This window comes from Actinokineospora terrae (assembly GCF_900111175.1).
GTDB lineage: Bacteria > Actinomycetota > Actinomycetes > Mycobacteriales > Pseudonocardiaceae > Actinokineospora > Actinokineospora terrae.
The window spans coordinates 290440-302761 of record NZ_FOGI01000011.1 but is presented as its reverse complement, the minus strand read 5'-3'; the positions used below and the strand labels follow the sequence as shown (position 1 = coordinate 302761).

Below are 12322 nucleotides of genomic sequence, written 5' to 3'. Positions count from 1 at the left end.
AGCAGTTGGGCGCGCGAGGGCCTCGACGGGCGGGGCCGGGGCAATGACGGTGGCCGGGTGAGGCGGTCGGGTGCGTCTTCGGGCCGGGGGTGGTGGGCTGGGAGTGCTCGATGGGGCCCAGGCGGGTCCGAGACGGGGGGGCGGGGGGCTGGGCGGGTGGTGGGTCAGTCGGCGCTGAAGGCGGAGAGGAGGGCGCGGACGTGGGCGCCTTCGGGGACTCCTAGGCGTTCGAAGACGGGGAGGGCGGCGCGCCAGTCGGAGACGGCGCCGGGGCGGTCGCCGTCCAGTTGGCGGACCAGGGCGCGGACGTGCCGGGCCCTGGCCTCGGCCAGTTGCTGGCCGGTGCGCTGGGCGATCTCCAGGCCGCGGTCGATGTGCTCGGTGGCCCGGTGGCCGTCGCCGCTGTCGAGGTGGGCGTGGGCCAGTTCGGTGAGCGCCCTGACCTCCAGCAGCCGCATGCCGGTGTCGCGCATCAGGGCGAGCGCGCCGGTGCCGTGCTCGATGGCCGAGCGGGGGTCGCCGGTGCGGCGGAACAGCGCGCACAGGCCGGTGAGCACCGAGGCCTCGCCGAAGCCGAACCGGATCTCGCGGGCCAGGCTCAGCGCCCGGGTGTAGTGGGTGGCCGCCGACGACCACTCCCCCGTGCGCTGCTGGATGGTCGCCAGGATGTCCAGGCCGCTGACCTCGTGCCTGCGTTCGCCGAGTTGCCTGCCCGCGTCCATGGCCTTGCGGACCTGGGCGGCGGAGGTGGCGTAGTCGCCCGCGTCGCAGCCTGTCTCCGCGAGGCAGATGAGCATGCTGACCTCGCCGTGGCGGTAGCCGTACCGGCGGCAGATGGCCATGCCTTCGCGGTAGCGCTGCGCGGCCTTCGGTAGGTCACCCATCGCCCAGTGGGCCAGACCGAGTCCTTGGCAGGCGGCAGCCTGTACGTGCCGGTTGCCGATGCGGGTACTGAGTTCCAGGGCCTCGGTGTGACGCTCTATGGCCTGCTGCGGTCGGCCCAGCGATAGCGCTGTCCCGCCGAGGTAGTTCAACGCGCCCGCCTCGCCGAAGCGGTTGCCGATGACCCGGTTCAGATCCAGGGCCTGTTCATAGAACGACGACGCCTGCGCCGGCTGCCCGAGTTGGGAGTGCGCACGGCCCAGGTTGTGCAGTGCGGCCGCCTCCACGATCCGGTTGCCAGTGGACTGACTCAGCTCTAGCGCCCACCGGTGGCTCTCGATCGCGGCCACGTAGTCGCTGAGGTTCGTGTGGATCAGGCCGAGCAGATCGTGCACGGAAGCCTCGGCGTCCAGGTTCTTGGCGCCCCTGGCCGCGGCTAGAGCGGCGTGCCCCACCGCGAGGCCGTCAGCGCCGTGGCCCCGGTTCCAGAAGTACGGCCTAAGAGCCTCAGCGAAGCGCCACGCGTAACGGTGCAGCCCCAGCCCGGACGCGGCGGTAGCGGCAGCGACGAGGTTGGCCCGCTCTGCGTCCAGCCAGGCGATGGCCTTCTCCTCCGAGCCGTGCTCGGGCATCGCGCCGACCCGCCACAGCACCGCGCTGTGCGCCTCGATCTCGCGCAGGTAGTGGTCGAACAGCGCCACCACGGCGGTGACCCGGTCGGTCTCGGCGTCCTCGGCGTCGGCCCGGCCGGAGGCGTACTCGCGCAGCAGGTCGTGGAAGGTGTAGCGGCCCCTGGCGTGCTCGCGGATCAGGTTGCCGTGGTCGAGCACCCGCAGCAGCCGGGTCGCGTCGTTGAGCGCGAGCCCGCTGAGCTCCGCGGCGGCCTCGGCGTCGACGTCCGCGCCGGGCACCACGCCGAGCAGCCGGAACAGCCTGCGCGCGGCGGGGACCAGCTTCTCGTAGGACAGGTCGAAGGCGGCCCTGACCGCGCCCGACTCGTCGCCCGCCACCGTCAGCCCGGACATCCGGCCGCGCTCGCGCAGCTCCTGGGTGTAGTCGGCGATGCTGATCAGCGGCCGGATGGCCAGGTTCGCGCCCGCGATGCGCAGCGCCAGCGGCAGGTGCCCGCAGATCGCGGCCATCTCGGCGGCGGCGTCGGGCTCGCGGCGCATCCGGCCGACCCCGACCAGCCTGCCGAGCAGGTCGACCGCCTCGGCCGGGTCGAGCACGTCGAGCGGCACCTGGTGGGCACCGTCCTGCGCGGTCAGCCCGGTGAGCCGGTCGCGGCTGGTGACCAGCACCAGGCAGCCGGACGAGCCGGGCAGCAGCGGCCGCACCTGCTCGGCGGTCGCGGCGTTGTCCAGCAGCACCAGCACCCGCCTGCCGGTCAGCAGCGTCCGGTACAGGCCCGCGGCCTCGTCCGGGTCGATCGGCACCCGCTCGGGGGCGACGCCGAGCGCGTGCAGGAACCGGACCAGCACCTCCTGGGTGGTCAGCGGGGTGCCGGAGGCGTAGCCGTGCAGGTTGACGCTGAGCTGCCCGTCGGGGAACCGGTCGCGCGCCCGGTGCGCCCAGCGCAGCGCCAGCGCCGTCTTGCCGACGCCCGCGGTGCCCGAGAGCGCGACGATCGCCACGCCGGGGCTGCCCTCGACGTGGTCGAGCAGGTCGTCGAGGTCGGTCAGCGGCTGCGCCCGGCCGACGAACCCGGGCGTCTCGGCGGGCAGCTGCGCGGGCGGGCGCTGCGCGACGGGCTCGGGCACGGTGGGCGGCGGCGGGCGGTCGCGCAGCACCCGCAGGTGGGCGTCCTGGATCTCCAGGCCGGGTTCGACGCCGAGCTCGTCGTCGAGGCGGGTGCGGATGTCGGCGAACACACGCAGCGCCTCGGCCTGCTCGCCGGTACCGGCAAGACCCAGCATCAGCCGGGCGTGCAGTCCCTCGTGCAGCGGCTCCTCGTGCGCCAACGACCGGATACCGGCAACGACCCTGGCGTGCCTACCGAGCGAGAGAGCGACATCGGCGTGAGTGAGCGCTACCTCGCGGCGCCTTGCCGTCAGCGCTACCGCGGCGGGGTGCTTGCGCATTCTTGCCGGTAGGTCTGCCAGTACGGGGCCGCGCCAACAGGCCAGTGCCTCGTCGAGCAGGTCGGCGGCCTGGTCCGGGTCGCTGCCGCGGACCAGACGAGCCCGGCGCACCAGGTCCTCGAAGCGCAGCGTGTCCAGCTGATCAGGCCGCACGCTGAGCTTGTAGCCGGCAGGCGTCGCGTTGATCACCGCGGCGTTGCGCTTGCCCGCGGCGACCAGGACGCGGCGCAGCCGGGAGGCGTAGGTGTGGATCAGGCCGAGGCTGCTCTCCGGCGGGTCGTCGCCCCACAGGACGTCGACGATCTCCTCGCGGCTGACCGGCCGGTTGGGGTGCAGGGCGAGCAGGGCGAACAGGATGCGCTGCTTGAGCGCGCCCACGGTGATCTCCTTCTCGCCCTGGGCCACGGTGAACGAGCCGAGGACGCCCAGCACCAGGTGGGTGGGCCGCGCGGGCTTGGCCGGGGCGGCGGCGCCCTCGGCCAGCGCCTCCGGGGTGACGCCGAGCGCGGTGGCGAGCCTGCGCAGCGAGTCCGCCCGCGGCATGCCGACCTCGCCGCGCTCGATGTAGCGCAGCGCCCGCACGCTCACCCCCGAGCGCTCGGCGAGCTGCTGCTGGGTGAGGCCCACCCGGGTCCGGTGCGAGCGGAGGAGTTCGCCGAACGCGCCGGGCGGGTCGACCATCTGCTCCCCTTCGCCTCGCCTCGCGCTCCGCCCGCCCACCGGTCGGGGGTGCCGCCGGAGTTGCCGCCAGCGGGGCAACGGACTTGCCGGTTGCCGATCGTAGTACATCGACTACCCCGGTTGTGCCTGGTCGGCGGCCCTGTTTCCGGTTCGGGCAGCGGCAGTGCGCGGTACAGGCAGGATGCCAGGGCAGGCCGTAGCGTGTGAAGTCGGGGGACCGGGGGTCCGCGGGGGGACCTTTCGTGGCGCGGCGTCCTGGGGGTGCGCCGTGCCACGGCCCGGGTCTCACCCCCTAGCGCCTTTCCGCCCTTCGCGCGCGTCGAGCGGCGGTAGCCTCCCCCGAGTGGGAGATCTCCGATCGTGACGGCCACCATCGCCGCACCGCCGAGACCGGATCCGCCGGAGCACCGGGGGCCGGTGCGGCTGCGCGGCCGAGTCGGCTGGCTCGTCCTGGTCATCCTGGTCGCCGGGGGCTACGGGGTGGTGGCCTCGCGCGCGCCGACCGAGCCGACGACGCCACCGACCGGGGACGTCGCCAAGGCCGCGGCCGCCATCGACGCCCTGCTCGACCCGGGCTCCGGCCGCGACCCGATCGCGTTGCTGCCCGCCGACTTCACCCGGGTGTCCGGGGTCACGCCCGGCCGGTTGACCGCGCCGGACGGCACCAGGCGCGCGGTCCACGTCGACGGCGGGTGCTCGGCGCCGTGGGGCGAGGACAACTCCCGCTGGGACTTCTCCGCCAGCTGCAAGGCGCACGACCTCGGCTACGACCTCCTGCGGTACGCCTCGGCCAAGGGCCAGCCGCTCGGACCGGGACCGCGGCGCGCCCTGGACGACCGGCTCGCCAGAGACATGCACCGCCAGTGCGAGCTGAACCCGCGCGGGGCGGCCGGGACGTGCCAGTTGGTGGCGTCGCTGTACGCGGCCGGGTTGGTCGCCAACTCGTGGCACCAGCGCTGGGGTCCGCCGCGGGCGGAGCCGATCGGGACCTGGGTGGTCGCGCTGCTGGTCGTGGCGCTGCTGCTGGCGGTGCGGGTGCCCGCGTTCGCCCGCCGCAGGACCGGGGTGCCGCGCGGCGCGGTGCCGATCGGGGAACGCGCCAGGGACCGAGCGGGGTACCTGGGGATGCTGCGGGTGGTGAGCCTGGCCGGGGTGGTGCTGGCGGAGTCCGCGCTGGCGTTCGCGCCGCTGCTGGGGACCGGCATCGGGTCGCTGTGGCCGCTGACCTGGGTGCTGCAACTGGTGCCGCTGTTCTTCTTCGCGGGCGGCGACTCGAACCTGCTGGCCTGGCGGGCCGCGCTGGCGGACGGCACCGGCTACGGCGGTTACCTGGCCGGGCGGGTGTGCTGGCTGATCCGGCCGGTGCTGGCGTTCGTCACCGCGTGGCTGGTGGTGCCGCTGTCTCTAGACCTGCTCAACGCCTCTGACGCTGCCGTCGATGCTTTCACCCGACTCATCACGCAACCGCTGTGGCTGCTTGGCCTGTACCTGCTGGTGGTCGGGATGACGCCCGCGATGCACTGGCTGCACAAGCGAGCCCCGGTCGGGACGCCGGTCGCGCAGGCTCTTGTCGTCGCCGGGCTCGGGTTGTTCGGTAGCGGGACCATCGCCGCTTACGCGGGCGGGATCGTGCTCGCGGCCCTGTTCGGGCAACTGTCGATGCACTACGCCGATGGGTCGTTCGACCACCTGCCGCGCCGGGCCTTGCCGGTGGTGTCAGCTTGCGCGTTGGTGTGCCTGGTGCTGCTGACAACCGTTGGCGGCCACGACAAAGGGCTGATCGCGGTACCGGCTGGCACGGCGAGTTTCGTCCCCTCGGCGCTGGGGGTGCTGCTGGTCGGGTTGGTGCAGGTGTGCCTGGTGGTCGCTCCCGGGCGGGACCGGGTCCGGGTGATCGCGCACGGCGGCGTGGCCAGGGCGGTGCACCGGCTGCGGAACGCGCCGATGACGGTCTACCTGGTGTACCTGTGCGCGATGCTGCTGCTGGCGGGCGTGATCGGGGCCGCGTCCAGCGCGGGGGTGCCCGGCACGGTCCTGAGCTGGGCCACCCAGCCCAGGACGCTGCTCGCGCTGGTGCTGCTGGCGGTGCCGACCGTGCTGGCGTTCCTGCTGTTCGAGCGCCGCGGCCGGGGCGGGCCGGGGACCATCCGCCCCGACGACCTCCCGGTGAGCCGCTGGGACCCGGTCGCGGCGGCCATCGGCACGGGCTACGGCGCGCTGGGGATCATCGGCTTCGCGCTGAGCGGTCTCACCGGCGCCCACCACGACCCGGTCCTGCTCGGCATCCCGGTCGACCCGATGACCAGCGCCATCCACCTGCTGCTCGGCTGGTACCTGCTGCACGCGGTCCGCATCGGCTCCACCGGCACGGCCTGGCCCTGGCTGGTGACCGCGGTCGCCTGCCTGCCGCCGATGGGATCGGCGCTCGGGCCGGGCGTCGGGCTCTACGGGGCGACGATGGGGGTGGCGGTGCTCGCGGCGGCCAGCCGGGTGATCGCCTGGAGCAACCGCAGGTCACGGGCGCGGGTGTGACTCGATAGGGGCGTGCTGGGGGCGGTGGGACGTGTGCCGTGCCCGGTGGGACATCCGGATATGTCACGCTACGGACAACCTGGGACACCTCGCGCGCGTCTTACTTTTCACCGGCGGACGAGCGCGCCCAGGGCCGACCGGCGTCAGGCGACAGGGAGGAGCGGGGCGTGGAGTACCGGCCACCGAGGCCAGGCGATCGCGCGGGATCGGGTCGACCCGTACCACCGCGCGCCCAGGCCCCAGGCAGGCGCGTCCCACCACCCGGCGACCACCCCAGGGCGGCGCGCGACGGCCAGGACCGGGCCGCGCGGCCCGAGCGGCCGCGGCAGGACCCGGCCAGGGACCGCGGCGTCCGGGACGAGCGCGGGACGCGGGACGCGGGGGCGCGCAGGCCACGACCCGAGGCGGGGCGCGGCGACGACCGGGCGCGGGGGCGCGCCGGACGAGCGGCTGCTCCCGGTCGGGACGGCGCGAGCCGGGCCGAGTCGCCGAGCCGGAGCAACTCGGGCCGGGACGGTGCGGGTCGGGACGGTGTGGGCCGGGACAGCGCGAGCCGGGCAGGTGCGGCCGGTCGCGAGAGCGGGGTCCGCGCGGGGCGGCGCGACGGTGCCGGGGCGCGCGAGGGGTCCGGGCCGCGCAAGCGGGTGTCCGGGGCGGCCGAGACCGAGCGGATCCGGCCGAGCACCAGGCCGTCGTCGACGCGGGCGCGCAAGCCCAAGCCGGGGATGGTCGCGGGCCGCACGGCGGTGGCGCTGCTCTCGGCGGTCGTGCTCGCCGCGACCGGCTACTACTGGAAGGTGACCGACTCGTTCTCCGACGGGGTCACCAAGGCCAACGTGGTCGAGGACACCGGGGAGAAGCCCGCGGACGGCGCGGTGGACATCCTGATGGTCGGCGTGGACAGCCGAACCGACGCGCAGGGCAACCCGCTGTCGAAAGAGCAGTTGGCGATGCTCAACGGCGGCAAGTCCGACGGCGAGACCAACACCGACACGCTGATCATGATCAGGATCCCGAACAACGGCGGCAAGCCGGTCGGCATCTCGATCCCCCGCGACTCGTACGTCGAGATCCCCGGCTACGGCAAGCACAAGGTCAACTCCGCCTACAGCAGGGCGAAGCTGGCCGCGCGCGGCCAGCTTCAGAAGGAAGGCGTCTCCGACCAGAAGGAGCTGGAGCGCCGGTCCAACGAGGAGGGCGCCAAGAGCCTGATCGCCACCCTGACCAAGCTCACCGGCGCCACCATCGACCACTACGCCGAGGTCAACCTGCTCGGCTTCTACGACATCACCAACGCGGTCGGCGGCGTCGAGGTGTGCCTGAAGAAGGCCACCAAGGACTCGTTGTCCGGCGCGAACTTCCCGGCCGGGACGCAGACCCTGCAGGGGGTGCAGGCGCTGCAGTTCGTCCGGCAGCGGCACGGGCTGCCCAACGGCGACATCGACCGGATCACCCGCCAGCAGGTGTTCATGAGCGCCATGGCGAAGAAGATGGTCTCCGGCGACGTGCTGGCGCCCGGCTCGCAGGTGCTCGACCAGCTCAAGACCGCGATCGGCAAGTCGGTGGTGCTGGACAAGAACTGGGACATCATGCGGTTCGCGCAGCAGATGATCTCGGTGACCGGTGGCGACGTCGGGTTCGAGACGATCCCGCACGGCACCCTCGACCTGAGCACCCCCAGCGACGGCAGCGCGGTGCAGGTCGACCCCACGGCGGTGAAGGAGTTCGTCACCGGCCTGCTGACCGGCGGGACCCCGGCGCCCAGCAGCGGCGCCCCCACCACCGGGACCGCCGACGCGCCCGCGGCCAAGCCGACGGTGTCGGTGCTCAACGGGTCCGGCCGCACCGGGCTGGCCGCCGAGGTGGCCGACACCCTGGAGAGCCAGGGCTTCCCGACCGGCGAGACCGGCAACGCCGCGGCCAGGTCCAAGACCGTGGTCCGCTACGCCAAGGGCGAGGAGGCGGGCGGCAAGTCGGTCGTGGACGCGCTCGGCGGCAAGGCCACCAGCGAGGCGGACACCAACCTGACCAAGGGCAAGGTCACCGTCATCATCGGCAAGGACTTCAGCACCACCGCCGGTACCCCCGGCGAGCGGCTGACGGGTGCCCCGTTGCTCGACCTGGGTGCCCGCGCCGCGGTGCAGACCGGGCCTCCGTGTGTGAACTGAGGCTTTCGCCCTCACTCGATCGGAGCAACTTCGCCGAACCCGCGTCAGGGCGGGCGGGTTGATCGCTTCCTGTGGTGGAGGCGTCGGCGTTCAGCGGCGCCGGTCGAGGAGGGGCGGACCTTGCGCATCGAAGCGGCGACCTACCAGCGGGTGCTCGGGGACGAGATCCGCAGGCTGCGCAAGCAGCGGGGCTGGACCCGCAAGGAGCTCAACGGCAGGCTGCAGAGCGAGATCTCGCTGCAGACCCTGGCGACCTACGAACTGGGCACCCGGCAGTGTTCGGTGGTCCGGTTCGTAGAGATCTGCGTGGCGCTAGAGGCGCTGCCACACGACCTGATCGCCCGGGTGCACGACCGCGTCTTCGCGGACACCCCCCTGGGCCGCGTCCGCGTCGACCTGCACGCGGCGGCCGCCGACGACCGGCCCCAGCTGATGCCGCTGCGCCGCTGGGCCGCCGAACTGCTGTCCGAACAGGACGAGGTGCACCTGGACGGCTCGGCGCTCGACCGGCTGGCCGAGCTGTGCGGGATGGACACCATCGAACTGGTCGCGCACATCAGGGCCCAGGCGGAGTGATCGGCTACGTACACTGGACGAGTGACTGAGGCAGCACTCACCGGCACCGACGACGACCTCCGCGAACTGGCCACCTGGCTGCGCGACGAGGACGAACTGCGCGGCAGGGTCCGCCTCCGCGACGCCCCCATCCGCGAAGGCGAGATGGGCGCCGCCATCGACGCCCTCACCATCGCCCTCGGCGGCGGCGGCGCAGGCGCCGTCATGATCCGCTCCGTCTTCACCTACCTGAGCACCCGCCGCAAAGCCGTCGTCCTGGACCTGGACCTCAAAGACGGCGACAAGCACTTCAAAGCCAAACTCGCCAACAACTCGAACGTCGACGAGGTCCTGGCCCAGGTGGACAAGTTCTTCGACGAGTAGCCCCGTGGGCGAGTACCAGTACTACGGGTTCCTGGCGGTCGACCGACCCCTGGGACTCGCCGAGCAGCGCGCTGTCCGCGCCTTGTCCAGCCGGGCGGAGATCACCGCCACGACGTTCGCGAACGAGTACCACTGGGGCGACTTCAAGGGCGACCCAGCGGAGTTGATGTCGCGGTACTACGACGCCCACGTGCACATCACCGACTGGGGCGACCACCGGGTGATGTTGCGGCTACCCGACACGGCGGTGGACGCCGCGGTCATCGACGACCACCGCGTCGATGACTTCGTGGACGCCTGGGTCGTAGGCGGTTTCGCGGTGTTCGACTTCCAGATCACCGACGAGGACCGCGAGATCCTCACCCACGACCCTGGCGGGTGGCTTCCCGCGATCGCAGGGATTCGCCTCGAACTGGCCGCAGGCGATCTCCGACCGCTCTACCTCGCGTGGCTAGCCGCCTACGGCACCTGGGAACGCAACGAAGACGCCTTCACCCCCTCCGCCGAAAACGAAGTGGAACCCCCCGTCCCCCCAGGCCTAGCCACCCTCACTGCCCCCCAACGCGCCCTCTCCACCCTCTTACGCCTAGACCCCACACTGCTCGCCACCGCATCCCAACCCAACGCAACCCCCTCGCGCCGCCGCACTGTAGGCGCTCTCCTAGACACCACAGCCCACCGCCGCACCAGAGGCCGAGCGGCAGTGATCCCGACGGCAGGGGCAGGCGTCGAGGGCCGAGTCGCACCTGCCTAACCGGGTGGGGACCCGTTGCCGAACTGCCCGAAGTGAGCCGGTCGGGTTCAGGCGGCGAGGGCGAAGAAGAGGATGAAGAAGCCGATGGCGACCAGCCAGGCGGCGATCAGCCAGCCGAAGTCGCGCCATGGGGAGATCTTGCCGTCGTCGGCGCCGGGGACGTGGACTCCGCGTTCCTCGAACTTGTCGACCAGGCCCAGGAGGGCGGTGAACAGGCGGGGCACGGGGTGGATGGTGTCACGGGCGGCGGCGCTAGTGGCGCTTGCCCTTGATGTGGCGGGCGAAGGCGCGTTCGATCTCGCGCTTGGCGTCGCGGTCGGCGAGGTCGGCGCGCTTGTCCCAGGTCTTCTTGCCGCGGACGAGGGCCAGTTCGACCTTCACCCGGCCGTCGGTGAAGTACATCGACAGCGGGACCAGGGACAGGCCGGACTCGTGGACCTTCTGCGACAGCTTGTCGATCTCGCGCCGGTGCAGCAGCAGCTTGCGGGTCCGCCGGGGCGTGTGGTTGGTCCAGGTGCCCAGCGCGTACTCGTTGATGTGCAGCCCGCGCAGCCACACCTCGCCGTCGTCGATGGTGGCGAACGCGTCGACCAGCGACGCCCGGCCCAGGCGCAGGCTCTTGACCTCGGTGCCCACCAGCACGACGCCCGCCTCGACCGTGTCGAGCACCGCGTAGTGGTGCCGGGCCCGCCGGTTCGTGGCGATCGTCGCGCTGTTGGGGTCTGCGGCCATGCCCCCGAAACTAGCGGACGGCCGCCGGGTCGCTCGCGCCATTTCCGGCGGTGGCGCGGGTGCGGGTGAGCAGTTCGAAGTCCGACGGGTCGACGCGGCGGGTACGCAGCCAGTAGCGCCAGGTGAAGCCGGGCCAGATGGTGCGGTTGACGCCCTGGGAGTCCAGGTACCAGCTGGTGCAGCCGCCGCGGGTCCACACGCCGTCGGCGAGCTTGCGCTGCACCTCGGTGTTGAACGACTCCTGCGCCGCGACCCGCACCTGCAGCGCCTCCGCGCCGTCGCGGTCGGCCAGCCGCAGCGCCTCGGCCACGTACCGGATCTGCGACTCGATCATGAAGACCACCGAGTTGTGGCCGAGCCCGGTGTTCGGGCCGAGTAGGAAGAACAGGTTCGGGAAGCCTGCGACGCTCATCCCGAGGTGGGTGTTGATGCCCCGCTCCCGCCACAGCCCGGCCAGGTCGACCCCGTCCCGGCCGGTGATCCTCAGGTAGTCGAACGAGTCTGTGACGTGGAACCCGGTGCCGTAGATGATCGCGTCAACCGGGTGCTCGCGCCCGTCCTTGCCCACGACGCTGTGCGCGCGGACCTCCGCGACGCCCGAGGTGTCGAGGTGCACGTTGGACCGGTTGAACGTCGGGTAGTAGTCGTTGGAGATCAGCACCCGCTTGCAGCCCATGACGTAGTCCGGGGTCAGCTTCCGCACCAACTCCGGGTCCCGCACCGATCGGGTGATGTTGTGCGCGGCGAGCTTCGAGGCGAGCTTGAGGACACCCTGGTGGCCGTTGAAGCCGACCGCGCGGACCTCGTTGATCCAGTACAGCAGGTGCCGGTAGGCGCGCTGGGCGCCGGGGACCTTCGCGAACAGCGCCTGCGACCAGGCGGGCATCCCGTGGTCCGGCTTGGGCATCACCCACGGCGCGGTGCGCTGGAACAGCGTCAACTCCGCCACCTGCGGCGCGATGCGGGGCACGAACTGCACCGCGCTGGCCCCGGTCCCGATCACCGCGACGCGCTTGCCGGTCAGGTCGTAGTCGTGGTCCCACTGGGCCGAGTGGAACGCCGCGCCCTCGAAGGTCTCGATGCCGGGCAGCCGGGGGATGGCCGGGAGGTGCAGCGCGCCGATGCCCGCGACCAGGAACCGGGTGACGTAGGTGTCGCCGCCGGAGGTCTCGACGTGCCAGCGGTTCGCGCCCGAGTCCCAGCGCGCGCCGGTCACCTCGACGCCGAAGCGGGTGTTGCGCGCCAGGTCCCACTTGGCGGCCACGTCGCGCAGGTACTGCCAGATCTCGGGCTGCGGGGCGTACGAGCGGGTCCAGTCCGGCTTCTGCTCGAAGGAGAACGAGTACATGTGCGACTGGATGTCGCAGGCGCAGCCGGGGTAGGTGTTGTCCCGCCAGGTACCGCCGAAGTCGGCGGCCTTCTCCAGCACGACGAAGTCGTCGCGGCCCTCCTTGCGCAGCTGGATGGCCATCCCCATGCCGGAGAACCCGGTGCCGATCACCACGACACCGGTGTTGACGAGCTTGCCCATGGCGGCCCTCCATGCCCTCGAT

Annotated in this window: 9 protein-coding genes; 5 read left to right on the top strand and 4 right to left on the bottom strand. The window is 72.5% G+C overall.

Going from position 1 to position 12322, the window contains the following annotated elements:
* Nucleotides 1-164: 164 nt before the first annotated feature.
* On the bottom strand, nt 165-3644 hold the full coding sequence (locus tag BMY07_RS25485) for a BTAD domain-containing putative transcriptional regulator (protein WP_177215757.1): 3480 nt from the start codon (nt 3642-3644) through the stop codon (nt 165-167).
* Nucleotides 3645-4004: 360 nt separating this feature from the next.
* On the opposite strand from BMY07_RS25485, the gene BMY07_RS25480 reads away from it, so the two are divergent.
* The 5 genes from BMY07_RS25480 (at nt 4005) to BMY07_RS25460 (ending at nt 10037) form a co-directional block, all read left to right on the top strand.
* Nucleotides 4005-6176, top strand: a complete 2172-nt coding sequence (locus tag BMY07_RS25480; protein ID WP_092783702.1) for a phospholipase A2 family protein — start codon at nt 4005-4007, stop codon at nt 6174-6176.
* Between the two features lie 167 nt (nt 6177-6343).
* Entirely contained in the window at nt 6344-8344 is a 2001-nt protein-coding gene (locus BMY07_RS25475; protein ID WP_245782648.1) for an LCP family protein, read from the top strand.
* A 120-nt stretch (nt 8345-8464) separates the two neighbouring features.
* Nucleotides 8465-8920, top strand: coding sequence for a helix-turn-helix domain-containing protein (locus tag BMY07_RS25470; protein WP_092783699.1), 456 nt, complete (start codon nt 8465-8467; stop codon nt 8918-8920).
* 21 nt (nt 8921-8941) lie between these two features.
* Entirely contained in the window at nt 8942-9283 is a 342-nt protein-coding gene (locus tag BMY07_RS25465) for an effector-associated constant component EACC1 (RefSeq protein WP_092783696.1), read from the top strand.
* A 4-nt stretch (nt 9284-9287) separates the two neighbouring features.
* Entirely contained in the window at nt 9288-10037 is a 750-nt protein-coding gene (locus BMY07_RS25460; protein WP_177215756.1) for a hypothetical protein, read from the top strand.
* 47 nt (nt 10038-10084) lie between these two features.
* On the opposite strand, the gene BMY07_RS34535 is transcribed toward BMY07_RS25460, so the two are convergent.
* From BMY07_RS34535 to BMY07_RS25445, 3 genes are read right to left on the bottom strand one after another with little or no spacing between them, the layout of a single operon-like run.
* On the bottom strand, nt 10085-10261 hold the full coding sequence (locus BMY07_RS34535) for a hypothetical protein (RefSeq protein ID WP_092783693.1): 177 nt from the start codon (nt 10259-10261) through the stop codon (nt 10085-10087).
* A 28-nt stretch (nt 10262-10289) separates the two neighbouring features.
* Complete coding sequence (smpB, locus tag BMY07_RS25450) at nt 10290-10769, bottom strand: SsrA-binding protein SmpB (RefSeq protein ID WP_092783690.1); 480 nt, start codon at nt 10767-10769, stop codon at nt 10290-10292.
* Nucleotides 10770-10779: 10 nt separating this feature from the next.
* On the bottom strand, nt 10780-12300 hold the full coding sequence (locus BMY07_RS25445; protein ID WP_092783687.1) for a flavin-containing monooxygenase: 1521 nt from the start codon (nt 12298-12300) through the stop codon (nt 10780-10782).
* Between the last annotated feature and the right edge of the window lie 22 nt (nt 12301-12322).